Source organism: Micropruina sp., assembly GCF_047602085.1.
Classification (GTDB): domain Bacteria; phylum Actinomycetota; class Actinomycetes; order Propionibacteriales; family Propionibacteriaceae; genus Micropruina.
On the sequence record NZ_JASGID010000004.1, the window covers coordinates 478,928 to 503,046 of the forward strand.

24 protein-coding genes and 1 CRISPR repeat array are annotated in these 24,119 nt (G+C 66.5%); of the genes, 2 read left to right on the forward strand and 22 right to left on the reverse strand.

Annotation, left to right across the window (positions count from 1 at the left end; genetic code table 11):
- Nucleotides 1-72: 72 nt before the first annotated feature.
- Entirely contained in the window at nucleotides 73-1,119 is a 1,047-nt protein-coding gene (locus QM721_RS08565) for a 3-isopropylmalate dehydrogenase (protein ID WP_415120915.1), read from the forward strand.
- 231 nt (nucleotides 1,120-1,350) lie between these two features.
- Here QM721_RS08565 and QM721_RS08570 read toward each other — a convergent pair whose 3' ends face one another.
- From QM721_RS08570 to QM721_RS08610, 9 genes are all read right to left on the reverse strand, one after another.
- Entirely contained in the window at nucleotides 1,351-3,759 is a 2,409-nt protein-coding gene (locus QM721_RS08570) for an HAD-IC family P-type ATPase (RefSeq protein ID WP_415120917.1), read from the reverse strand.
- A gap of 55 nt (nucleotides 3,760-3,814) precedes the next feature.
- Nucleotides 3,815-4,108 carry a DUF3349 domain-containing protein gene (locus QM721_RS08575; protein WP_415120919.1) on the reverse strand — a complete coding sequence of 98 codons (294 nt, stop codon included), beginning with the start codon at nucleotides 4,106-4,108 and terminating at the stop codon, nucleotides 3,815-3,817.
- A gap of 33 nt (nucleotides 4,109-4,141) precedes the next feature.
- Nucleotides 4,142-4,465, reverse strand: coding sequence for a DUF3349 domain-containing protein (locus tag QM721_RS08580; protein ID WP_415120921.1), 324 nt, complete (start codon nucleotides 4,463-4,465; stop codon nucleotides 4,142-4,144).
- A gap of 13 nt (nucleotides 4,466-4,478) precedes the next feature.
- Nucleotides 4,479-4,769, reverse strand: coding sequence for a hypothetical protein (locus QM721_RS08585; RefSeq protein WP_415120923.1), 291 nt, complete (start codon nucleotides 4,767-4,769; stop codon nucleotides 4,479-4,481).
- 13 nt (nucleotides 4,770-4,782) lie between these two features.
- Entirely contained in the window at nucleotides 4,783-6,015 is a 1,233-nt protein-coding gene (locus tag QM721_RS08590) for an inorganic phosphate transporter (protein WP_415120925.1), read from the reverse strand.
- Nucleotides 6,016-6,233: 218 nt separating this feature from the next.
- A complete protein-coding gene (gene ilvC, locus QM721_RS08595) occupies nucleotides 6,234-7,262 on the reverse strand; it encodes a ketol-acid reductoisomerase (RefSeq protein WP_415120927.1) in 1,029 nt (342 codons plus the stop codon).
- A gap of 14 nt (nucleotides 7,263-7,276) precedes the next feature.
- Nucleotides 7,277-7,813: an acetolactate synthase small subunit gene (gene ilvN / locus QM721_RS08600; protein WP_415120929.1), complete on the reverse strand. Its 537-nt coding sequence runs from the start codon at nucleotides 7,811-7,813 to the stop codon at nucleotides 7,277-7,279.
- Entirely contained in the window at nucleotides 7,810-9,558 is a 1,749-nt protein-coding gene (locus QM721_RS08605; protein WP_415120931.1) for an acetolactate synthase large subunit, read from the reverse strand. Before QM721_RS08605 ends, ilvN begins: the two co-directional genes overlap by 4 nt.
- Before the next feature lie 192 nt (nucleotides 9,559-9,750).
- On the reverse strand, nucleotides 9,751-10,074 hold the full coding sequence (locus QM721_RS08610; protein ID WP_415120933.1) for a 4a-hydroxytetrahydrobiopterin dehydratase: 324 nt from the start codon (nucleotides 10,072-10,074) through the stop codon (nucleotides 9,751-9,753).
- 51 nt (nucleotides 10,075-10,125) lie between these two features.
- Here QM721_RS08610 and QM721_RS08615 point away from each other — a divergent pair, with 51 nt between their 5' ends.
- Nucleotides 10,126-10,524, forward strand: coding sequence for an HIT family protein (locus QM721_RS08615; protein WP_415120935.1), 399 nt, complete (start codon nucleotides 10,126-10,128; stop codon nucleotides 10,522-10,524).
- A gap of 189 nt (nucleotides 10,525-10,713) precedes the next feature.
- Here the strand turns inward: QM721_RS08615 and hisF are convergent, their stop codons facing one another.
- From hisF to QM721_RS08680, 13 genes are all read right to left on the reverse strand, one after another.
- Complete coding sequence (hisF, locus tag QM721_RS08620; RefSeq protein WP_415120937.1) at nucleotides 10,714-11,493, reverse strand: imidazole glycerol phosphate synthase subunit HisF; 780 nt, start codon at nucleotides 11,491-11,493, stop codon at nucleotides 10,714-10,716.
- 31 nt (nucleotides 11,494-11,524) lie between these two features.
- Nucleotides 11,525-12,079, reverse strand: a complete 555-nt coding sequence (locus QM721_RS08625) for an OmpA family protein (RefSeq protein ID WP_415120939.1) — start codon at nucleotides 12,077-12,079, stop codon at nucleotides 11,525-11,527.
- Nucleotides 12,076-12,645 carry a hypothetical protein gene (locus QM721_RS08630; protein WP_415120941.1) on the reverse strand — a complete coding sequence of 190 codons (570 nt, stop codon included), beginning with the start codon at nucleotides 12,643-12,645 and terminating at the stop codon, nucleotides 12,076-12,078. Before QM721_RS08630 ends, QM721_RS08625 begins: the two co-directional genes overlap by 4 nt.
- A 211-nt stretch (nucleotides 12,646-12,856) precedes the next feature.
- Nucleotides 12,857-15,586 (reverse strand): DEAD/DEAH box helicase, encoded by a 2,730-nt coding sequence (locus tag QM721_RS08635; protein WP_415120943.1) that lies wholly within the window; start codon nucleotides 15,584-15,586, stop codon nucleotides 12,857-12,859.
- A gap of 103 nt (nucleotides 15,587-15,689) precedes the next feature.
- A complete protein-coding gene (locus QM721_RS08640) occupies nucleotides 15,690-16,106 on the reverse strand; it encodes a hypothetical protein (protein WP_415120945.1) in 417 nt (138 codons plus the stop codon).
- A 135-nt stretch (nucleotides 16,107-16,241) separates the two neighbouring features.
- Complete coding sequence (gene tatC, locus QM721_RS08645; RefSeq protein WP_415120947.1) at nucleotides 16,242-17,012, reverse strand: twin-arginine translocase subunit TatC; 771 nt, start codon at nucleotides 17,010-17,012, stop codon at nucleotides 16,242-16,244.
- A 66-nt stretch (nucleotides 17,013-17,078) separates the two neighbouring features.
- Nucleotides 17,079-17,336 carry a twin-arginine translocase TatA/TatE family subunit gene (locus QM721_RS08650; RefSeq protein ID WP_415120949.1) on the reverse strand — a complete coding sequence of 86 codons (258 nt, stop codon included), beginning with the start codon at nucleotides 17,334-17,336 and terminating at the stop codon, nucleotides 17,079-17,081.
- Between the two features lie 36 nt (nucleotides 17,337-17,372).
- Nucleotides 17,373-17,552, reverse strand: coding sequence for a hypothetical protein (locus tag QM721_RS08655; RefSeq protein WP_415120951.1), 180 nt, complete (start codon nucleotides 17,550-17,552; stop codon nucleotides 17,373-17,375).
- A gap of 125 nt (nucleotides 17,553-17,677) precedes the next feature.
- A CRISPR array of direct repeats spans nucleotides 17,678-19,370; the repeat unit is 37 nt; unit sequence GTTTCTATTCGCTCTTTCGCGAGATCGAGTCTGTGAC.
- Between the two features lie 246 nt (nucleotides 19,371-19,616).
- Nucleotides 19,617-19,901, reverse strand: coding sequence for a CRISPR-associated endonuclease Cas2 (cas2, locus tag QM721_RS08660; protein WP_415120953.1), 285 nt, complete (start codon nucleotides 19,899-19,901; stop codon nucleotides 19,617-19,619).
- Entirely contained in the window at nucleotides 19,892-21,769 is a 1,878-nt protein-coding gene (gene cas1 / locus QM721_RS08665) for a CRISPR-associated endonuclease Cas1 (protein WP_415120955.1), read from the reverse strand. Before cas1 ends, cas2 begins: the two co-directional genes overlap by 10 nt.
- 11 nt (nucleotides 21,770-21,780) lie before the next feature.
- A complete protein-coding gene (gene cas6 / locus QM721_RS08670; protein WP_415120957.1) occupies nucleotides 21,781-22,503 on the reverse strand; it encodes a CRISPR system precrRNA processing endoribonuclease RAMP protein Cas6 in 723 nt (240 codons plus the stop codon).
- Nucleotides 22,503-22,862 (reverse strand): hypothetical protein, encoded by a 360-nt coding sequence (locus tag QM721_RS08675; RefSeq protein ID WP_415120959.1) that lies wholly within the window; start codon nucleotides 22,860-22,862, stop codon nucleotides 22,503-22,505. The genes cas6 and QM721_RS08675 overlap by 1 nt, the downstream gene beginning before the upstream one ends.
- Complete coding sequence (locus QM721_RS08680; RefSeq protein ID WP_415120961.1) at nucleotides 22,859-24,061, reverse strand: hypothetical protein; 1,203 nt, start codon at nucleotides 24,059-24,061, stop codon at nucleotides 22,859-22,861. The genes QM721_RS08675 and QM721_RS08680 overlap by 4 nt, the downstream gene beginning before the upstream one ends.
- Nucleotides 24,062-24,119: the final 58 nt, after the last annotated feature.

The window sequence follows — 24,119 nt, forward strand, 5'->3', positions numbered from 1 at the left end:
GCGCTTCTCAACCGGCGGCGGGCATCGCTGAGACGCGCATCTCAGCCAGTGAGCGGACTCTACAGTGACGACATGCCGCAGAACATCGCTGTCATCCCCGGTGACGGGATCGGTCCAGAGGTCGTCGCCGAGGGCCTGAAGGTGCTCACCGCCACCGTCGGTGCCGACGCTTTCGACTTCACCCACTACGACCTGGGCGCCGAGCGCTGGCAGCGCACCGGCGAGGTGCTGCCAGACTCGGTGCTGGCCGAGCTGGCCCAGGCCGACGCCCTGATCCTCGGCGCGGTCGGTGCCGCGCCCGGCTCGAAGTCGGTGCCCTCCGGCCTGCTCGAGCGTGGGCTGCTACTGAAGTTGCGGTTCGCCTTCGACCACTACGTCAACCTGCGGCCGTCGAAGCTCTACCCCGGCGTGGTCACTCCCCTATCGGACGCTGTGGTGGCGCGCGGCCCGATCGACTTCGTGGTGGTGCGCGAGGGCACCGAGGGCCTGTACTGCGGGGTCGGCGGCTCGATGCAGACCGGGACTCCCTTCGAGGTGGCCAACGAGGTCAGCGTGAACACCGCCCGAGGCGTCGAGCGGGTCGTCCGGGACGCCTTCGAGCGGGCCATGCGGCGCCGCAAGAAGGTCACCCTGGTGCACAAGCACAACGTGCTGGTGAACGCCGGCGGGCTGTGGAACCGGATCTTTACCGCCGTGGCCGCCGAATACCCCGAAATCACCACTGACTACCTGCACGTCGACGCCACCATGATCATGTTGGTGCAGGATCCGCAGCGCTTCGACGTGATCGTCACCGACAACCTGTTCGGCGACATCGTCACCGACCTGGCGGCGGCGGTGACCGGCGGCATCGGGCTGGCCGCGTCGGCCAACATCAACCCCTCGGGAGTATTCCCGTCGATGTTCGAGCCGGTGCACGGCTCGGCGCCCGACATCGCCGGCCAGGGCATCGCCGACCCCACCGCCACGATCAGCTCCATGGCGCTGCTGCTCGACCATCTCGGACGTCGCGACGACGCCGCCCGCATCGACGCGGCCGTCGACGAAGATGTCGCCCAGCGGGGTGGCGCGAAACGCTCCACGACCGAGGTCGGGGACGCGATCGCCGCCCGGCTCTGACGCCGGAAGGAGCTCCGGCGTCTCGACGTGGCAGAGCGTCTCGGCGTGGCTGAGACAAGCGCTGATTCTTCGCTGGTCGAGCTTGTCGAGACCTCGGCCATGCGGGCTCTGGCAAGGGGATTTCGACACGCTCAACCGACGGTGGGCGCATTGGTCAATGTTTCCTGAGCGTTCCGCCACCCTCGCCACAGCCAATTGACCGAGGTCTCGACAAGCTCGACCAGCGAAGAATCAGCGCTTCCCTGGGCCGCCGGCGTCCGCCCTCCACACCACACGTGGTTCGTCGAATAGCCGCCCGCTGACCCACCAGGCGGCTTCGATGCATGCCGCGCCGACGACACCCAGCCCCACCCCGACGGTCAGCGCGTTGGTGTTGCCCACGTCGAGCAAGAACAGCCCGCGGGTGAGCGGCAGCGAGAAGATCATCAGGTAGGCCGCCAGGCTCAACCCGACCAGCCCCAGCTTCCACCATTGATACGGACGCGCCACGACGGCCAGCACCCAGGTGGACGCAATGATCATGCAGGCCAGCGTCGCCGTGGTGGCCTGCCGCAGCGCCTGCTCGCCCGCACCAGGCCCGGGCATGGTCAGCAGATAGGTGCTGAATGTCGCGGTGGCGACGATCACCCCGGCCGGCAACCCCAACCGCAGCACCCGCTGCACGAAGCCGGGCCGGGCCCGCTCATTATTGGGCGGCAACGACAACAGAAACGCGGGCACGCCGATGGTGAACCAGCCGGTGATCGTGACGTGAATGGGCAGAAAGGGGAACGGCACCCGCCACAGCACCACCAGCAGGGCCAGCAGCGCCGAGTAGATGGTCTTGGTCAGAAATAGGTTGGCGACCCGTTCGATGTTGCCGATCACCCGGCGTCCCTCGGCCACGACATGCGGCAGGGTGGCGAATCTGTCGTCGAGCAGCACGATCGTGGCCACGGCCCGGGTTGCCGACGACCCCGACCCCATGGCCACGCCCAGGTCGGCGTCCTTCAGTGCGAGCACGTCGTTGACGCCGTCACCGGTCATCGCCACCGTGTGACCCGTGGACTGCAGCGCCGCGACCATGGCCCGCTTCTGGTGCGGGGTGACCCGTCCGAAGACGTCGTTGCACTCGATCGAGTCGGCGAAGGCCTGCGGTTGCGCGGGCAGGGTGCGCGCATCGACCGCCGTGCCCGACACCACCCCGAGCGAACGGGTGACGGCTCCGACGGCAGCGGCGTTGTCGCCCGAGATCACCTTGAGCTGCACGTTCTGGCCGGCGAAGTAGGCCAGCGTCTCGGCGGCATCGGCACGAATCCGCTGGTTGAGCACGACCAGCGCCTTCGGCGCGATGGCGCCGGGTGCCGTGGGGTCGTCGACGGCCCGCTCGGAGGTGCCGAGCAGAACCACCCGCAGCCCGCCGGAGGCCAATTGCTCGGCTTCGGCGTGGACGGCGCTGTCCGGGTTCGCCAGCACGTCCGGGGCGCCGATCACCCACGTCGCCGCGGCCCCGTCCGGCCCTACGAAGGTGGCGCCCGACCACTTTGTGGCCGACGTGAACGGCGCCTTGGCCAGCACCGGCCAGGGCTCGTCAGGGCGCCCGAAAGCGGCACCGATGGCCTGCATGGACGCGTTCGGACGTCCGTCGGTCGCGGCCAGTTGGCTCAGTGCGGCGCGCACCGCGGCCTCGCTCGCTCCGCTCACCAGGCGGAGCTCCCCGACGGTCATGCCGTTCTCGGTAAGAGTGCCGGTCTTGTCGGCACACACCACGTCGACCCGGGCCAGCCCCTCGATCGCCGGGAGTTCTTGCACCAGGCAGTTGCGGCGGCCGAGCCGCACGACACCCAGGGCGAAGGCCACCGAGGTCAGCAGAATCAGTCCCTCCGGCACCATCGGCACCAGCGCCCCCGCCATGCCCAGCACCGCCCGGCGCCAGTCGTTGCCCACCTGCATGAGCTGCACCACCACGGTGGCCAGGCCCACCGGAATCAGCACCCAGGTGATCACCTTGAGGATCTGGTTGATGCCCTGGCTGAGTTCTGAGCGAACCAGGGTGAACTTCGCGGCCTCGGCGGTGAGCTGCGCGGCATACGATTCGCTGCCCACCCGGGTGGCCCGGTAGGCGCCGCTGCCGGCCACCACGAAGCTGCCCGACATCACCTCGGCACCTTCAGCCTTGGTCTCGGGGTCAGACTCGCCGGTGAGCAGCGACTCGTCCACCTCGAGGTAGTCGGCCTCGACGACGGTTCCGTCCACCACGATCTGGTCACCGGGCCCGATCTCGATGAGGTCGTCGAGCACGATCTCGTCGCGGGCGTGCTCGGCGGCCACGCCGTCGCGGCGAATCCGGGGCCGCGCCTCGCCCACCACAGCCAGGCTGTCGAGGGTCATCTTGGCGCGTAGTTCTTGAATGATCCCGATCGCCGAGTTGGCGACGATCAGCAAACCGAAGGCGCCGTTGATCCACGAGCCGGTGGCCAGCACCAGGGCGAGCATGACGGCCAGAATCGCGTTGATCCTGGTGAATACGTTGGCCCGCACGATGTCGGCGGCGCTGCGTCCCGAGCGGGGCGGCAGGTCGTTGCGCTGCCCGCGGGCCACCCGCTGGGCAACCTCAGCCGAACTCAGCCCCGGGCCGGCCACCTGTGGTGGTCTTGTCACCCGGCAAGACTGCCACACCGCCGGAACCGGGCCGGGCTCCGGAACCGGCCCACGCTCAACTGCCGGTCGGACCGGCCCAGACCGGCGGGACGTAGCTGACGTCGATGCCCGCTTCGGTCAGCTTCTGGCTGATCCGCTGCACCTCGGTCTCGCTGGGCAGTTCGTTGGTCAACCGGAGGAACTCGGCGCCCACATCGACGCGCTCGGCCGGCAGCAGCCCGTCCCGGACGACCCGGTCGGCGAACTCGTCGATCTCTTGCTGGCTGAGCCTGCGGCGGAGCACGGCAAGCAACGGGACGTAGTCCGCGTCGGGGATTCCCTGCGGATAACCCCCCTTGAGCCAGTTCACGATTCGCTCGATCCGTGACATGTCGGTGTGGCCCTACCCCTCCTGGCTGGTCGGCGCCGCCACCGACGCGTCCAGCGGCCAGCCCCCCTGGGCCAGCCTGCTGGCGACACGTCGGACGTCGTGCGCCGACGGTTCCTCCAATGCAGTTCGCCTGATCAGATCTCTGATCTGCTCATCAGTGTCGGTGGACCCGTTCGAGGCTCGCAGTTGGTAGGCCAACTGCTCGACCTCGGCAGTGGTCAGCGACCGCCGCAAGATGCCCAGCAACGCCACGTAGTCGTGCTGCGGAACCCCGTCGGGATAGCCGGCGCGCAACCACTGCAGAATCCGTTCGAACAATCCGTTCGGGTCAGCCATTGGATGAGCCGCCCTACTTCTTGATGAACGTCGGGAAGAAGTGATCGAACGACACCTTATAGCCGAAGCCGGACGAAATGATGATCGCCAGCCCGACGGCGATCACCGCCAGCACGATGGCGAAGCAGATCCAGGCGACGATCTTCATCATGGGCTTGCCCGCCTCGCCGCTGACCTCGGCGGAACCGCCGGAGCCGACTGCGAGCGCGCGGATTCCGAAGGCGAAGAGGGCCGGCAGGCCGGCGCCGATCAGGATCGAGGCGAGCGCGACCTGACCCAGTGCGTTACCGAAAAGCTGAAACATGTCGTGATCTCCTTCAGGCCTGGGCGCCGACGGACTCGGACGCGACGGACGCGCCCGGCTTGGCATCGGCTTGCCACTCGTCATTGACATTGCCGGCGTGCACCGCATTCTTGCGCGAGTGCGCGATCATCCAGGCGGTGAGGCCGAGCAGCACGGCGAACACCAGCAGCGGGCCGACGTAGCCGCCGATGCCGTTGCCGAGCCAGAAGCACAGGGCTCCGACGATGCCCGCTGCGGGCAGGGTGATGAACCAGGCCAGCACCATGCGCATCGCGACACCCCAGCGCACGTCGGCGCCCCGCTTGCCCAGGCCCGTGCCCAGGATCGAACCGGTGGCGACGTGGGTGGTCGAGAGCGCGAAGCCCAGATGGCTGGAGGTCAGGATGACCGCGGCGGACGACGCCTCGGCCGCCATGCCCTGCGGCGACGAGATCTCGACCAGGCCCTTGCCCAGGGTGCGGATGATCCGCCAGCCGCCGGTGTAGGTGCCCGCTGCGATCGCGAAAGCACAGGCGAACTTCACCCACAGCGGCACAGTGGTGGTGTCGGTCTGCACCCCGTAGGCGATCAGCGCCAGGGTGATCACGCCCATGGTCTTCTGCGCGTCGTTGGTACCGTGCGCAAGCGAAACCAGGCTCGCGGTGCCGATCTGACCCCAGCGAAAGCCCGACTCGGCGTAACGCTCGGCCACGCCAGCGGTGATCTTGTAGATCAGCCAGGTTCCGATGGTGGCCACCAGTGCGGCGACGACGGGCGACGCGAAAGCCGGCAGGATCACCTTGCCCACCACGCCGTCCAGCTTGGTGCCGTCACCCATCCAGTTCACCCCGCCCAGGCCCAGCGCAGCCGCGGTCGAGCCGATCAGCCCGCCGAACAGGGCGTGCGACGAACTCGACGGCAGGCCGAGCAGCCAGGTGAGCAGATTCCACAGGATGCCGCCGATGAGCCCACAGAAGACGATCATCAGCAGTTCGTGGCCGTTGTTGACGAGCAGATCGGGGTTGGGCGCGCCGCTGGAAGTCTGCAGCTTCACCACTGCATTGGTCACCGTGAGCGCAACCTCGACCGACAGGAACGCGCCGATCAGGTTCAGCACCGCTGACAGTCCGACGGCGACCTTCGGCTTGAGAGCACCGGTGGCGATCGAGGTCGCCATCGCGTTGCCCGTGTCATGGAAGCCATTGGTGAAGTCGAACGCAATGGCGGTGCCGATCACCAAGATCAGCAGAAGTAGCTCAAGATTCACACTCGAAGCCTGCGGCGTCGGATTGAACGAATGGCTCTACCAAGGTGAACGCAGGGTGTCGGATGCCGGTCGCTTGGGCCAAATCTGCTCGATCGCGCCTGCGTTCCCCGCCCGGGAGGCTCGAACCACCTCGTCGGGACGCCAAGACGGGCGCCCTTCCCTTGTGGGGAATGGCGCCCGTCCCTGGTGCGTCCCGATGGTCGGGGACGCAGGCTCACTCAGCGTGCGGCGGTGCCTTCGACGTAGTCGTCGTCGTGGCTCTTCACCCAGGCCATCAGCTTGCGCAACTCACGGCCGGTGGCCTCGATCGGGTGCGTCTCGCCCTCGGCGCGCAGCTTGGCGAACTCGGGCGCGCCGGCATCTTGGTCGTCGATGAAGCGCTTGGCGAACGCGCCAGAGCGAATGTCGGCCAGCACGTCCTGCATATGGCTCTTGACCGCGGCGTCGATCACTCGGGGGCCCGACACGTAGTCGCCGAATTCGGCAGTGTCTGAGATGCTCCAGCGCTGCTTGGCGATGCCACCCTCGTACATCAGGTCGACGATCAGCTTCAGCTCGTGCAGGCACTCGAAGTACGCCACCTCAGGCTGGTAACCGGCCTCGGTGAGCACCTCGAAGCCGCTCTGCACCAGCTTCGACACGCCACCACACAGCACCGCCTGCTCACCGAACAGGTCGGTCTCGGTCTCTTCGGTGAAGGTGGTCTTGATACCGCCGGCGCGCAGCCCGCCGATCGCTTTCGCGTAGCTCAGCGCCAACGGCCAGGCCTGGCCCGACTCGTCCTTCTCGACCGCCACGATCACCGGCACACCGCGGCCCTCGGCGTATTCGCGGCGCACCAGGTGACCCGGGCCCTTGGGCGCGACCATGCAGACGTCGACGCCGGCAGGCGCGGTGATGTAGCCGAAGCGAATATTGAACCCGTGGGCGAAGAACAGGGCGTCACCCGCCTGCAGGTTGGGCGCGATCTCTTCGGCGTAGATCGTGCGCTGGTACTGGTCGGGGGCCAGGATCATGATCAGGTCGGCCTCGGCGGCGGCGTCCGCCACCGACACCACCCGCAGGCCCTCGGCCTCGGCCTTCGCCGCCGACTTCGACCCGGGCCGCAGGCCGACCCGAACGTCCACCCCGGAGTCGCGCAACGACAGCGCGTGCGCATGACCCTGGGAGCCGTAGCCGATCACCGCGACCACCCGGTTCTGGATGATCGACAGATCGGCGTCGTCGTCGTAGAACATCTGTGCCATGTGTATTTCCTTACCTAGTTGTTGCGCACGGGCGTGCGGATTCTGTCTGACTTCGACCGGTCGGTGAGCGATTTGGTGCCCCGGCCCAAAGCGACCAGACCGGATTGCACCAGTTCACGGACGCCGTAGGGACGCAGCATCTCGAGCAGCGCTTCGAGCTTGTCGGGCGAGCCGGTGGCCTCGATGGTGAGCGACTCGTTCTGCACGTCGACGGTCTTGCCGCGGAACAGTTGCACGATCTCGATGATCTGGCTGCGGGTGGCGGGGTCGGCCTTGAGCTTGATCAGCACCAATTCGCGGCGCACGGCGGCCTCTTCGAGCTCGACGATCTTGAGCACCTCGACCAGCTTGTTGAGCTGCTTGGTGATCTGCTCCAGGACCTGCTGGTTCTCGACCACCACCTGCAGGGTGATCCGGGACAGTTCCGGACGCTCGGTGGGGCCGACCGCCAGCGACTCGATGTTGTAGCCACGGCGGGCAAACAGCCCCGCGATGCGGGCCAGGACGCCTGGCTTGTTCTCGACCAGAACGCTCAGCGTGTGCGTTCTCACAGTTCTTCTTCCTCCCAGTCGGGCGCCAGGTCTTTGGCGATCTTGATGTCGTCGTTGCTGGTGCCGGCGGCCACCATCGGCCACACCATCGCATCTTTGTGCACGACGAACTCGACCACCACCGGACGGTCGGTGATCGACAGTGCCTTGTTGATCACCGCGTCGACCTCGGACGGGTGCTCGGCCCGCAGGCCCACCGCGCCCATGGCCTCGGCCAGCTTCTGGAAGTCCGGCACCCGCAGGGTCTTCAGATCGGTGTTGCTGTAGCGCTGGCCGTAGAACAGGGTCTGCCACTGCCGCACCATGCCCAGGCTCTGGTTGTTGATCACCGCGATCTTGATCGGAATGCCCTCCAGCGCGCAGGTGACCAACTCCTGGTTGGTCATCTGAAAGCAGCCGTCGCCGTCGATGCCCCACACCACGGATTCCGGAGCGCCCACCTGAGCACCCATCGCGGCCGGCACGCAGTAGCCCATGGTGCCGGCACCGCCAGAGTTGAGCCAGCGTCCGGGCTTCTCGAACGGCAGCAGGTGCGCCGACCACATCTGGTGCTGGCCCACGCCAGCGGCGTAGAAGGCGTCGGGGCCGGTCAGCTCACCGATCCGTTTGATCACGTATTCGGGCGACAGCATGCCCTCGTGGGTTGGTTCGGTGGGCACCCGGTACTTGCCCTTGATGACACCCAGATAGCCGCTCCATGGGGTGAAGTCGGGCAGGTCGGCGCCACGCAACACGCCGTTGAGCTCGGTGATCACGTTCTTCACGTCGCCGACGATCGGCACGTCGGCCAGCCGGTTCTTGCCGATCTCGGCCGGGTCGATGTCGGCGTGAATCACCTTGGCGTTCGGCGCGAACGAGTCAAGCCGTCCGGTCACCCGGTCGTCGAAGCGGGTGCCGAGCGCGATCAGCAGGTCGGCCCGCTGCAGCGCGCCGACGGCAGCGACCGTGCCGTGCATGCCCGGCATGCCCATATTCAGTTCGTGGCTGTCGGGGAACACGCCGCGCGCCATCAGCGTGGTGACCAGTGGAATACCCGTGATCTCGACCAGCTTGGCAAGCTCGTCGGCAGCGCCGGCCTTCACCACGCCGCCGCCCACGTAGAGCACCGGACGCTCCGCCTCTGCGATCAGCCGGGCGGCCTCACGAATCTGCTTCACATGCGGCTGGGTGACCGGGTGATAGCCGGGCAGATCGATCACCTCGGGCCATTCGAAGGGCGCCTGGGTGGCCAGAGCGTCCTTGGCGATGTCGACCAACACGGGGCCGGGGCGTCCGGTCTTGGCGATGTGGAACGCGGCCGCGATCGCACCGGGAATGTCTTCGGCGCGGGTGATCAGAAAGCTGTGCTTGGTGATCGGAAAAGTGATGCCGCGAATATCGGCCTCTTGAAAGGCGTCAGTGCCGATGGCTGCGCTGCCCACCTGGCCGGTGACGGCGACGATCGGCACCGAGTCCATGTAGGCGTCGGCGATCGCGGTGACCAGGTTGGTGGCACCTGGCCCGGACGTCGCCATGCACACCCCGACCTTGCCGGTGGCCAGCGCGTAGCCCTCGGCGGCATGGCCGGCACCCTGCTCGTGGCGCACCAGAATGTGCCGGATCAACTTCGACTGACCGAGCGGGTCATAGGCCGGCAGGATCGCGCCACCGGGGATGCCGAAGATGACCTCTACCCCCACCCGCTCCAAGGACTCGACGAGGGCTTCTGCCCCGGTCAGCATCGGTGGTGCCATGGTGTCGGACATCTCCGTCCCCTTTCTGCAGGTGGTGGTGGCGGGCTCAGACTTTGCATGAAAAAACCCCCGCTGCGTCGGCAGGCGAGGGTGCGTGTCGGTCGACTAGTCGGCTGACACGCTCACGAAAGTACGAGGCTGAAAATCCGCACGAGACCAGTGTTCGCTCCCCCGCTCGCGGTGTCAACTCTGGCACGAGTGTTTTCAGCATGCGGACGATTCGTCCAGCAATCGGGCATGTGCTGGTCGAAGGCCACCGGTTCGCGACTGCGCCAGTTCGATGTCGAGTTGGGTGAGGTCGCCGGCATCGGGCGTGGTGAGCAGCCTATGCGTGGCGCGCCGGCGTAGGTCGATGTCGGGGCGGCGGCTCATTCGCTCGGCCAGGTCGGCAGCGGCGGCCACGATGCGGATCGCGGCCGGAAGGTCGGGCGCCGCGATGCTGGCCACGATGGCCTCCCCCGCGCGCGACCAGCCTGGCAGGTGACGCAACCGCCGGGCGGCCTCTTCGTCAGTGAGGGTGTGCGGCATGCCGCATCGCGCACCCGGGTGCGACGGCTGGTTCGTGGCTAGATTGCGGGTATGGATTGCCTGTTCTGCGCCATCGTGGCCGGTGACCTGCCCGCGCGGCGGGTCTACGCCGACGACTCGGCCATCGCCTTTCTCGACATCAACCCGTGGAAGCGTGGGCACACCCTGGTGATCCCGCGGCGTCACGTGCCCGACGTGCTGGCCGACAACGAGGCCCTCACCGAGATCGCGCCGGCGATCGGCGCCACCGCGCGGCTGCTCACCAAGCGACTGGGCGCGGACGGCGTCAACCTGCTGTCGAACGCCGGTGCGGTGGCGGGGCAGGAGGTGTTCCACCTGCACGTCCACCTGGTGCCGCGCTACGCCGACGACCCGGGCCTGGGCGGGTTGACCCAGCGGTCGCCAGGCATCGACTTAGACGAGGTGTCGGGGACGCTGGGCATCGGTTGAGAGTCACCTGGGATGGGCAAAAGCGGCTTGCGGAAGCGCTGGTCGAGCCTGTCGAGACACCCAACACCCACCCCCAACACCAGGTTTCGACGAGCTCAACCAACGCTGGTCGAGCTTGTCGAGACACCCTGGTGAGAGCACTCCGTTTGAGGTCTCGACAGGCTCGACCAGCGAAAAATCGCTGCTTCCTTAACGATCCGGAGTGGTCAGCCGCACGGGGAAGCCCGCGTCAGCGAGCCCCTGCTTGACCTCGCCGATGCTCAGCGTTCCGTAGTGGAACACCGACGCCGCCAAGACCGCGTCCGCACCAGCCCGGGCGGCGTCCACGAAATGCTGCACGGTGCCGGCGCCGCCGGAGGCGATCACCGGCACGTCGACCACGGCCCGCACCGCCTCGATCATCGGCAGGTCGAAGCCGCCGGTGGTGCCGTCGGCGTCCATCGAGTTGAGCAGGATCTCACCAGCACCGCGATCGACCGCCTGCTTGACCCAGTCGATCGCGTCGAGTTCTGCCGAACGACGGCCCCCGTGCGTGGTCACGCCGTAGCCGGACGACCGTCCGGGCTCGCGCCGGGCGTCCAGCGAGAGCACCAGCACCTGATTGCCGAACCGCTGGGTGATCTCGTCGATGGCCTGTGGGCGGTTGATCGCGCCGGTGTTGATGCCCACCTTGTCGGCACCGGTGCGCAGCAGCAGGTCGACGTCGTCGGCGCTGCGCACTCCCCCGCCCACGCACAACGGAATGAAGACCGTCTCGGCGGTGCGCCGCACCATGTCGTGGGTGGTCTCACGACCCTGCGACGAGGCCGAAATGTCGAGGAAGGTCAACTCGTCGGCACCCTGGTCGCCGTAGGCTGCCGCCAGTTCCACCGGGTCGCCCGCGTCGCGCAGGTTGAGAAAATTGACCCCCTTGACCACCCGACCGTCGTGCACGTCGAGGCAGGGGATGACTCGGATCGCCACGCTCATGGGGCTCAGGGTAGCGGCGATCGAAGGGAGGTCAGCCCGTGACGGTAATGGTGACCCGGCGGTTCAGCGCCCGCCCCTTGGCGGTCTCGTTGGTGGCCACCGGATGGCTCTCGCCCTTGCCCTCCACCGTGGAGCCCAACTCGGGCAGGAGCGCCACCAAAGCCGCTTGCACGGCCTGCGCCCGGCGCTTGGACAGGCTCCTGTTGGAGGCCTTGGAGCCCACATCGTCGGTGTAGCCGACGATTCGCACCTTTGTTGCCCCCAGCTCGTTGAGCCGCTGGACCGCCCGGTCGAGGGCTGCTCCCGCCGCGGCGTTGAGGGTCGCCTTGCGGTAGTCGAAGAAGACATCTGCCTTGAGCATGATCTGGGTGCCGGTCTCGGTGACCGACCCATCGGCATCTGCCTCGGGAAAGATCACCTCCCGCACCTCGCCGTCGAAATCCCGCACGGCGGGGTCTGCGGCGGACGTGCTGGAACCCAAGGCTGACGGCGATGGCGAGGGTGTCGTGCTCTCGGCCTGAGCGTCCGCGGCCCCGCCAGCCACCAGCACCCCCAGTGCGGTCAGCAGCAGCACCCACCGTTTCATCGCTCTACCGGCACCTTGACGAAGGTGCCGGCCCCGGGAATCGATACGTTCACCAGGTCGATCCCCTCGGGAATGGCGCGGAATGTGGCCGAGAAGGGCATAGAAGAACCCCGCTCGAGTAGCTGCCAGCGCGGGTTGGACGAGCACAGGCATACCCCCTGCGCGTCGCGAGCGGGAAGGTAGCGGCGCTTGTTCACGGTGTCGATGAGGAACACCCCGTCGGCCGTCCTGAGATCGCCCGGAACCTCTGCGTCGGAGCCCGGCACGGTCGCGGTGAGGCCGTCACTGAAAATGCTGGTGTCTTTGAAGGTGCCGCCGATCAGCAGGATCGAATTCTTCGATGACACGTTGGTGAGGGTCCAGGTAACCGTGGTGACGTCCCCGGTGACGATCACCTGGTTGAGATCGACCTTGGCCTTCGTGCCTTCGTAACTCGTCGTGCGCGAGGCGATCACCGCGTCCGGCGTGGGCAGCTGCGTCGGCTGTGCCGTGCTGTCGGCGGTGGTTTGTTGCGTCGCCTGCGCCCCGCCCGGGCTGGGCGATGTGCTGCTCTGGCCGCCGGGCACGGTGCAACCGGCACAGGCGAGCAAGGCGACTGCGATGACAACGGTGCGGCGCATCGAAAGCTCCTCAGGGCACAGGTTTCGCAACACCTTAACCGGCTGGCGATTCGGTCTGAAGCCGATTTTTCGCCGATCGAGCGTGTCGAGACCTCAGCTAGGTGTTCACGGGACCTCCGAAGCCGAGGCGTCCCAAGAATCAGGCGGGCCGGCCCGTTCAGTCCTCCAGCGGGGCGGCGTCCACCACACCGCGGCGCACCCGCTCGACCACCTCTCGGCAGGTCGTCCGCACGTTGCCCGGGCCCGCGGCCTGGGCCAGCTGCCCGGCGAAGTCGACCACCTGCCGCGCCCACCGGACGAAGTCGCCGGCCGTCAGGCCCGAATCGTCCAGCACGTCGCCCAGTGGGCGCCCCGACGCCCACCCGAAGACGGCCTCGGCGAAGCCGATGTCTGGCTCGGGGCCGCGCTCCAGGCGGTGGTCACGCTCGGTGAGCCCGACCTGGCGCCAGATTGCCCGCAGAGCGCTCTGTGCCTGTTCGCTGGCCCGGTCGGGCATGCGCGGCGGACGGCGGCGTTCACCACCGCGAGCCTCGAAGACCAGAGTCGACAGCACCGCGGCCAACTGGGGCGCGTTCAGCGCGTCGAACACCCCGGCTCGCAGGCATTCGGCACTGACCAGATCGAGTTCGGCGTAGATGCGCGCGAGCATGCGGCCGGCCTCGGTGACCTCGGTGCCGCCCTCGCTCAGGTAGCCGAGCGACTCCAGCACTGAGCAGATTCGGTCGAAGCGCATCGCGATGGTGTTGGTGCGGCGGTCGGCCTGACGCTGCAGCCCCTCGTTGTCGCGCTCCAGGCGCAACGCCTGCTCGGCCCAGCGCGCGTGGTTCTCGCGGTCGGGGCAGTCGTGACAGGGGTGCGCCTTGACCTGGCGGCGAAGCTCGGCGATGCGGTCTGCCACCTCGCCGTCCGCCGCCGAGGGCTGGTAGCGGTGCGCGCTCAGGTCGAGTTCGGCCAGCTTCGACCGGAAAGCCGCCGACAGGTTGCGCCGCGAAGCCGGTTGCCGGGGGTCGAAGTGCTTGGGCACCCGCATTCGGCCGGCCACGATCGGCGGGGTCGGAAAGTCGACCAGCGACAGCCGCTTCAGTTGCCGCTCCTGCGTCATCACCATCGGCTGCGGGTCGCCCTTGGCCAGCCCCGGGTCGACCACGACTGCCCAGCCGGTGTGTCGTCCGGACGGCACCCGCAGAATGTCACCCGGCTTGAGTTGCAACAGCACGTCCAGGGCCTCGGCCCGCCGGTCGGCACGGCGGCTGCGGGCGGCCTCGGCCTCGAGTGCTGAGATGTCGCCGCGCAGCCGGGCGTACTGGGCGAAGTCGCCCCGTTCGCAGCCCGCCTGGGCCAGAAAGCCCTCGATGCGCTCGGTGTTGCGGGCGATGGTGCGGGCCAACCCCACCACCCCGCGATCGGACTGGTACTGCGCGAACGACTGCTCCAGCAGCACCCGGGCCCGCTCGCGTCCGACCGCCCCCACCAGGTTGACCGCCATGTTGTAGGTGGGGGCGAACGACGAGCGCAGCGGGTAGGTGCGGGTCGAGGCCAGGCCGGCGACGGCACGCGGGTCCATATTGGTCTGCCACAGCACCACTGCGTGGCCTTCGACGTCGATGCCCCGGCGGCCGGCGCGTCCGGTCAGCTGGGTGAACTCCCCTGGCGTGATCGGCGCATGGCTCTCACCGTTGAACTTGACCAGTCGCTCGAGCACCACGCTGCGGGCCGGCATGTTGATGCCCAGGGCCAGGGTCTCGGTGGCGAACACCACCTTGACCAAGCCGCGCCCGAACGCCTCTTCGACCGCCTCTTTGAACGCGGGCAGCAACCCGGCGTGGTGCGCGGCGATTCCGTTTTGCAGAGCGGCCAGAAACGATCCGAAATCGAGCGCCTCCAGGTCGGCGGCACCCAGCCCCGCAGTGTGCGCGGCCGCAATGGACGCCAGCTCGTTCCGCTCGGCCGCGTTGGTAAGCCGCACCCCGGAATGCATCAACTGCCCCACTGCAGCGTCACAACCGGCCCGGCTGAAGATGAAGAAGATCGCCGGCAGTAGGGCCTCGGCGTCGAGGCGTTCGATGGTCGCGTCGCGCCGCGGCACCAGCGACGAGCGGGGGTTGCGCCGGGCGATCTCGTTACGCACCCGCCGTCCGCGCAGCCGGCGCGAATCGTCGCGCACGCCGCGACTCTCTTCTTTGGCCAGCTTCAGCAGCTCGGGGTTGACCTCGGCGTGCCCGGCCGGCACGGCCCGCGCGGTGGGCGCCTCGGCGGCGAACAGGTCGTAGAGCCGGCGTCCGGCCATCACGTGCTGGAACAGCGGCACCGGACGCCGCTCCGACACCACGATGCGCACGTCGCCGCGCACCTCGTCGAGCCAGGCTCCGAACTCTTCGGCGTTGCTCACCGTGGCCGACAGCGACACCACCTGCACCGTTTCGGCGAGCCCGATGATCACCTCTTCCCATACCGCGCCGCGAAACCGGTCGGCCAGGTAGTGCACCTCGTCCATCACCACGAAACCCAGGCCGGTCAGGGTGCGCGAGTTGGCGTAGATCATGTTGCGCAGCACCTCGGTGGTCATCACCACCACCGGCGCCTCGCCGTTGATCGTGGTGTCACCGGTGAGCAGACCCACATTGCCGGCTCCGTGCCGTTCGACCAGGTCGTGAAACTTCTGGTTGCTCAGCGCCTTGATCGGCGTGGTGTAGAAGCATTTGGTGCCGCGCTGCAGCGCCAGGAACACCGCGAACTCGCCGACCACGGTCTTGCCCGACCCGGTGGGCGCGGCCACCAGCACCCCGGACCCCGCCTCGACGTGCCTGCACGCCTCGACCTGAAAAGCGTCGAGCGGGAAGTCGTAGCCGGCGGTGAAGGCGGCGAGGGTGTCGGTTGCGGTGCTCATCGCCGCCAACTTACCGCCCCTGATTGCAGCCAGCCGGGCCACCGGTGGTCGAGCTTGTCGAGACCGTCCTGAGGTCTCGACAAGCTCGACCGGCGAACCCGGCTCAGCCCAGCAGGGTCAGCGCTTGGGCGACCGACCGCACCGCCAGCGGCACGTCGCCGAGCAACTCACCGTCGCCGCTGCCGACCAGTCCGTCGCCGTCGACCACCACCTCGGACGCCCGCAGCCGCTCCACGCAAGGGTGCGATACGAAGCCGCCCGAGTACAGGGTGGGCAACAACCGGAGCAATACCAGCCGCGAAACGGGATGGATGATCGTCACATCCAGCACACCGTCGGTGACGGACGCCCCGGGCGCGGCCCGCATGCCACCGCCGAAGAACTCGGCGTTGCACACGAACACCGCCATCGAGGCCAGTTCACGGGGCTCGCCGTCGATGGTGAGCCGGTGGGCCAGCGGGCTGAACCGGCGCAGTTCGGCCAGTGCCGACCAGGCATGTGCCAGCGTCCCGATCGACACCCTGCGACTCGACCGTGCGCAGCTCGGTGCCGGGCAGTGCCTCGCGCAGGGCTGCGATGACGGTGGGGAGCAACCGGGCGGCCCGGCCTCGTCCGGACATGGGGTTCACCACCAGGTCGCAGCGCCCGGCCAGCGTCATGAACTCGCTGCCACCTCGTCGGCCAGTCGCTTGGCCTTTCGCTTGTCGTTGACGTGGCAGACCGCCTCGGCAGCCAGGAACAGCAGGCTCATCGGAATCGCCAGGGCCAGCATCGAGAACGGGTCTGTCGATGGGGTGGCGGCGGCACCGAACACGAAGGTGCCGAAGATCACGTACAGCCGGGCCTTCTTCAACTGCTGGGCCTTGAGCACGCCGACAAAGTTGGCGCCGACCACCACCACCGGCATCAGAAAGCCGAGGCCGAACACGAGCATGAGTTGCAGCATGAGCTCGAGGAATTTGTCGATCTCGATCAGGTTGGTGATCGGCACCGACTGCGGCGTGAACGCCATCAGAACCGAGATGCCCTGGGGCAGGATCAGGTAACCGACCGCGACACCGGCCAGGAACAGCGGCAGCGCCACGGCCAGAAAGATGATCGCCCAGCGCTTCTCTTTGGCCAGCAGCGCCGGCACGATGAAGGCCCAGACCTGGTACAGCCAGATCGGTGAGGCCAGCACCAGCCCGCCGACGCCACAGATCTTCATGGCCAGGGTGAGCGGTGCCGTGACCCCCGACAACACCATCTGGGTGCTGATCTCGGGGTTGGTCTGGCTGATGATGTCGCGGGCCTGCAGCCAGGGTTGGGCTAAGAACAGATACACCTGGCTGTAGAAGATCGCGACGACGATCGTGCCGATGATGATCCAGACCAGCGAGAACACCACGCGGTAACGCAGTTCACGCAGGTGATCGCCCAACGACATCACGCCGTCCGGCGACGAGGGAGGCGGTTTGAGCCACCCGAGGCTGAAGCGTCGGGCCACGTCGGGTCAGGCCTGCTGGCCCTTGTCCTTCGGCTCGGAAACGATCTCGGCCTCGTGCACGACGCCTTCGGGTTGACCGGCCGCGGGCGGCGCGGACTCGACAGCGGGCGAGTCGGTCTTCTTCAGCGACGAGGTCTCTTCTTTGAACTCACGGATCGCCTTGCCGGCGTTCTTACCGGCGTTGGCGAGCCGGCTACCGCCGAAGACCAATAGGGCGATGATGGCGAGGATTACCCACTCCATGCCCCCAGGCAGGCCGAACATTTCTCTGCGCTCCTTCGGTTGAAGTACCTGGCGAGTCTACTCAGTGGAAGGGATCGCGACCTGCGACACCAGGTCGGCCAGCTCTTCAGCGCGGGTGCCAAGCATCTGCAGCTCGCTGAACAGATCGGACGCCTTGTGCGCCAGCCAGACGCCGTACGACGCCATGGTGATGACGCCGGCCAGCGCGATGCCGAGGAAGACCCACACCCAGACCATGGTGCGAGACTAACGGATCGATCCGAGAGCGAAACCATGAGTCGGATGTGCGTCCGCTGCGAGCCGCACTCAGCGCTCTGATCTGTGACGACCTCTCCGAACGCCTCCAGCAAGTCCGTCCGCACGCTTCTACTCGCTCTTTCGCGAGATCGAGCCTGTGACAGCAGGCCCGGTCGGTGTGGCATGTCCGTGCGCGTTTCTATTCGCTCTTTCGCGAGATCGAGTCTGTGACACCACGGTGCGGGTGCTCCCCACGGAGGCGTGGGAGTGCCGTTTCTATTCGCTCTTTCGCGAGATCGAGTCTGTGACGCCGCGCACAGCAGGACGTCGTCATCCAGATGGCGTTTCTATTCGCTCTTTCGCGAGATCGAGTCTGTGACGCCGCGCACAGCAGGACGTCGTCATCCAGATGGCGTTTCTATTCGCTCTTTCGCGAGATCGAGTCTGTGACGTCATCTTCTTCGGCATACCTGTTGTTATGCTCGTGAGTTTCTATTCGCTCTTTCGCGAGATCGAGTCTGTGACTGGCGGCTGCCGAAGGCGGATGCCAGAGGGGTGATTTAGTTTCTATTCGCTCTTTCGCGAGATCGAGTCTGTGACGGGTCGGTGGATGCTCGAGTTCGTCCTCGGGAAGTTTCTATTCGCTCTTTCGCGAGATCGAGTCTGTGACGGCGGCTATCTCTAACACCGGTGGTTCAAGAGTTTCTATTCGCTCTTTCGCGAGATCGAGTCTGTGACTGGCTACCCCGCTGTTCGACTCCCCGCTCCTGGGGTTTCTATTCGCTCTTTCGCGAGATCGAGTCTGTGACGAGGGCTGGCAAGGGACGGTCGGTGAGATCGAAACGCTCACGTTTCTATTCGCTCTTTCGCGAGATCGAGTCCGTGACACGAGGAAGAGGTGAACGCTTCGGCGTTCAAGTTTCTATTCGCTCTTTCGCGAGATCGAGTCTGTGACAGGACAAGCCGAAGCCGACCAAGCCCGACAAGGTTTCTATTCGCTCTTTCGCGAGATCGAGTCTGTGACACTGGGCATCAACGTCAAGGACGGCCGGCCGGCCGGGTTTCTATTCGCTCTTTCGCGAGATCGAGTCTGTGACACGAATGCTGGAATGCATTCGCTCGGCCAACAACAGTTTCTATTCGCTCTTTCGCGAGATCGAGTCTGTGACGATCGCACTGGCCATCGGAGCCCTGGGGTTCGCCTAGTTTCTATTCGCTCTTTCGCGAGATCGAGTCTGTGACTGAAGTCGTGGCGGGACTACCAGTGCACGCTCATGTTTCTATTCGCTCTTTCGCGAGATCGAGTCTGTGACGATGCCACCAAGAGCGCCATCGACCGCCTGAACGCGTTTCTATTCGCTCTTTCGCGAGATCGAGTCTGTGACTCGGCCTCGTGTGGGCCAGCCACCTAGCGTCGTTGCTGTTTCTATTCGCTCTTTCGCGAGATCGAGTCTGTGACAGCTGACCAAGTACGTGGCCAAGGAGGTCGAAGCCGTTTCTATTCGCTCTTTCGCGAGATCGAGTCTGTGACCCGATAAGATGAATGTGATCGCTAGTATTGTCGTTTCTATTCGCTCTTTCGCGAGATCGAGTCTGTGACGCCAGAGCTGTTAAGTGGGTATTCGGAGCCTTCGACTCGTTTCTATTCGCTCTTTCGCGAGATCGAGTCTGTGACTCCAGCGAGTAGATGACTGCCTTGTCGCGGCACGTTTCTATTCGCTCTTTCGCGAGATCGAGTCTGTGACCTTGATTTGAGGCCCACGCATCGACTCGTGTAGTGCTTTTCTATTCGCTCTTTCGCGAGATCGAGTCTGTGACCCCCAGCGGTAGAAACAGTCCGCTGACAAGGGGTGTTGCACCCCGTTTGCACACCCTCCAGTGAGTCACCTCCTTCCGACTGCACCGACTGTCGCCCGGGAGGGCATCACACCTAGCCAAGTGCTATACACGAGGATAGGCCCGCAGCACAATTCGCCGACCACCCCATCCCAGTTGAGTCTGCACCGCCACGCCCGATGTGCTCATTGTTGTCGCCTCAGACTACAAGCCGCCCCGTGCCCGCGACTACAGGGCAGCCCAGAAGTAGACCGGCGCCGGCGGCATGGCCTGGCCGACGCAGCGCGCGCCTTCCCAGCACGTGCTGCACTGCCGCAGCAGGTAGAGGGAGTCCTCCTTCGGATCCATGATCGCCAGGGCTCGGTCCCGCAACACATCCAGTTCGTCCTCGTCGATGGTGAGCACGAACACCGAAAGCTGAATCCGGTCGCCGCAGGTCTGCATGAGTGCCGCGAGTCTGGCGCGCCGACTGTCGCTGGAGACGTCATAGGCGGCGACAACAGTCAGCGCCATGACAACCCCGTCCAGGGTTCGTCCCGGGCCACGGTCGCCATCATGCGCTGCGACTGCCGGTAAAGATGCCGCCGCAGCGTTCCGGAGAACTCGGGCAGCGCGCCCTTGGTGGTCCGCAGCATCCGCATCTCGTAGCCGGCGAGCAGCGACGTCCGGGCCGCCTTGGTCAACAGCACACCTGTCTTGCCCTCCTCCCGCCGGGCGCTGGCGGCGGTCAGTTCGCCGTTGCGGGCCGCGGACAGCACCACCTGATCGGCGATCATCGGGCGGAACTCCTCCACCAAGTCAAGCGCCAAGCTGGGACGTCGATCGGCCGCCACATGGAAGAAGCCGATCGCCGGGTCGAGGCCCGCCGCAACCAACGCGGTGACGCACTCCGACGTGAGCAGGGTGTACAGGTACGACAGTGCCGCGTTCGCGACATCGAGCGGCGGCTGCCGTGAGCGCAACTCGAACTGGAGCTCCGCAGGGAACAGCTTTCCCAGGCAGGGAAAGTAGACCCGAGCGGCGGCCCCCTCCATGCCCATCGCCTCCTCGGCCGTCGTGCATCCAGGAAGCAGCCGCAGCAGGCCGCGCATCTCACTGACCGCCTCGGCGACCAACTCGGCGTGCGCCCGGCGTCCGAACCGTTGCAGCAGCACGATCTGCTTACGCACCTTCGCCTCCACGATCGCCATCGCGAGCTTCACGGTGCGCGTGCTGTCGTCGGCGAAGGCGAGCTGGGTCCGTAGCCGGTCGACCCGAGTCTCCGACGAGGCGGCCAGTAGCTGCCCGAGGTAGGCGCCGCGTCTGGAGACGAAGGCCACGTCGACCTCGTTGCTCATCGCCCAGGTGCGGAGCCCGGCCGACACGCCGACCGAACCGAAGCACACCACCCGTGCGACGTGGTCGGTCGGGACATCGAGCACCTCGACATCATCGACTGTCTCGACGATGACGCGTCCCTGCGCGACCCGGATGCGCCCGCCCTGGACCGCCGTGTACAGCACCCGCCGATCGGGAACCGCGGCCCGGTGGTCGTCCAACGCCGGCGGGTAGCGCGGGCCGAAGTCCTCGCCCAAGAAGCAGAATCCCTCGTCGAACGACATCACCTCGGTCTTGTCCGCCCCCAACTCCATGCCGAGCACCTCCAATGTTTCCGTCGCCAGCCGGGCCGCCTCCCAGGCGTCCTCTTGTGTTTCCACCACCACAGCCAGGTCGTCGGCGTATCGCACCACCGCGAAACCCTCGTCGAGTAGGGCATCGTCGAGCGCGGTCAGAACCAGGTTCGTCAACAGCGGAGACAGCGCACAGCCCTGTGCAAGTCCACGCATCACTCCCCGGCCGCGGCCCGGTCTGATCGCGGCCCGGTCGAGCAGCAGGTCCACCAGTGCCAGCAGCTTGTCGTCGGGGACCAGCGCGCCCAGCATTCTGCGGGCATGGTTAACCGGCACCGACGGGAAACAGTCGTGGACGTCGGTCCGCAGCACCCACCGCAACCCCTCTTCCCGCAACGCCACCACTGCCTGGACCGCGTCGGCCACGCCGAGGCCGGGACGGTAGGCGTACGAACTGAAGCCGAGCACAGGGTCGACCCAGGGGGTGATCACGTCGAGCAGACTGCGCTCCACGATGCGGTCGCGCACCGCCGGAATGTGCAGCGTCCGCGGATCGCCGCCGTCGTCGATGATGACCTCCGAAAGGTCGCGGGGGCGGTACTCACTCGCTCGAAGCTGCTCGGCCAGTTCGTCGAGCCGCGCCTCGGCGTCGTCTGCGAAGCGGGCGATCCCCGGCGACAACAGGCCGTCTTCACGGTCGTTCGCCAGCACGTCCTCCCAGGCGCGCCGGAGAGCACGTTCGCTGATCGCGCGCTCCAGCAACTGGCCCACGAGAACTCACATCATCCCGCTGCTCGGGCGCGGCGAACCGGGCGCAGCCGGGTGACCCCGAGCCCCTTCGCCTTCGCCGAACCGACCCCGGCGTACGGCGCCAACCGGAACAGCGCATCGACCAAGCCGGCAACCCACTGGTCGTCGCAGCGATAGCAGACCCGCCCGCTGAAGGCGGACAGTCGGATGCCCGACACCATCATCAACTCGCTGCGGCCCTCGATGTCGCTCACCCAGACCTCGTCGGTGTCTCGCCTGGTCAGTTCGCGGTGAGGGAGGCCGGAGTGGCTGTTCCAGGTGTCGACCAACCCGCGTAGGACGGACGCGGCCACCGGCAGCGGCGACGAGCGGCGTCCGTGCCGGAAGGTGACTGGCGTCACGAACTCCAACTCCCACCGGCCAGAACCGCTCGGCTGCGCCAGCGACTCCCAGGATTCTGCGACCAACCGGGACGGCCGCCCAACGATCGCCTGGTCGATGCCCAGCCGCAGCGTTGCCGGAGGCACCACCGCGGTGCGCAGCAAGCCGCCTGCTTCGTCGGTCAGGGTGGAGAGCTCGAACCCCACGCCTCCGGCGGTGTCTTTCGCCAGCGGTGAGATCGAGTACGGCTTCGAGCCCGCAGCGTGCTGCTCCGGCGTCCGATCGAACCAGCGGGACGCAGCCGCGTGGATATGTTCGAGCTTGACCCGCTCGGGGCGCACGCCTTCCAACGGAATCCACCATCGGGTCGGCATCAGATCCCCCTGACATCGTCGAGATTCGCGAAAGTGCCCAATGCCCGGCAGCCGATGATCTGGCCGTTCTCGTCGCGCAGTTCGTCCTGGGGAAAGACCAGATCGGGGCGATCGGTGGCCGCGGCTGTCACCCGAGAGACCAGGTAGAGCACGCCGTCCGTCGGCGACGGGAGTCCTTCGATGTCGTCGGCGTAGGAGATGGGTTGGACTGGCACGCGGATGCCGTCAACGGTCACCCAAAAGGGCTTGCCCTGGACTTCGCGGATGCGCGCGAGCACACCGGTCGGCGGGAAGGTGATCGCGTCGGGGGCACCGGGATCGACGGTCACCGGATGAGGCGTGAGGTTGATGACCTTCATGGGTGCAACCCCGCTTGTGCAATGAGTTGGTCGGGGTCGCACTGGTCGGGCCGCACCCACATCGGCCTCAGAGGATCCGGTTCGCCGAGGAAATAGCCCATGGGGACGATGCGCCGCCACGGATGGGCGGCCGGCTTTTGGAGTGGTGGCCGCGTCATCAGGTATCCCATCGCCAAGGCTACGGTCTTGGGCATCCCCCCAGCCACAAACACGGTCGCGTCGGGGTACTCTCGAAGCGTCTCTCCCAGCCAGTAAGCGGCCCCCTCCGCAATCTGGCGAACCGTCATTTCGGATTCGACACCCTGGTCGGTGTAACTGAGAAGGGTGTACGCGGCAGCGCTCTCCGCCGAAACCTTAACTTCCACCCGTATGATCCGCGTGACCTGCGCAGAAGCCTTGTATTGCGACTCCATCAAGAAGGGCTTCTTGGTGTAGTCAGACGCAGTCAGCCAGTACTCCAACCATACTGCGCGGACCGGCGTATCTAGATTCAGCCGATCCGTGACGGCACACATATTCACCCGACCGGCTGGGCCGTTAACCCTGAAGTGCCTGGTCCTGCACTCCGGTTGCCCACATACCGGCTTGTCCGGCGGTGACACACCAGTTTCCCTGTCCGGCGGCGCGGCACCTGCCGCGGATAGGCAGCCTAGTCGCCACTCAAAATCCTGAAGATTCTCTTTCCCGACCCTCGTGCTAAACTCACGCAGCCGAAGTTCTCCTGGTCCTGGGGGAATCCAGTCGTAGCCGACCCCTAGGGCCACGGGGAAGATCAGATTGGGCGCAATGTCAAAGCCTGAATCGTCGGCGTCATCGTTGGTGCTGCGCTGGAGTTCCGTCGACAGCCGGGTGACGTGATCACGCACGTCCACAATGCCAGTGCCTGGGTCACACCAGGCCGCCATGGCCCGGAATCCGAGGTAGTCCTTGGACGCCTGGTTGATGGCCCGGGAGTGGTAGTCATCATTCGTGTCGCTTTGCATGCGCAAGTAGTAGAGGGTTCCTCGTAGCCGACGCCGCAACCGCAGCCTTCGAAGCGCCAACCAGGCCAGTACTGTCGCCGCTAGCAAGCAACCGATTCGCAGAAGTCGCACGCACCAGGTCAGCCACTCCTCCCTTCCCGGAAAGAAGTCCTCCGCCACCAGGCCAGCGAAGGCCGCCGCGACACTGCCGGCGAAAACCAACAGGGGTTCTGCCACGTTCCTTCTGGAGATTCTCCGCACTTTGTCGGTACGGACAAGCTGTCTAGGACGTTCA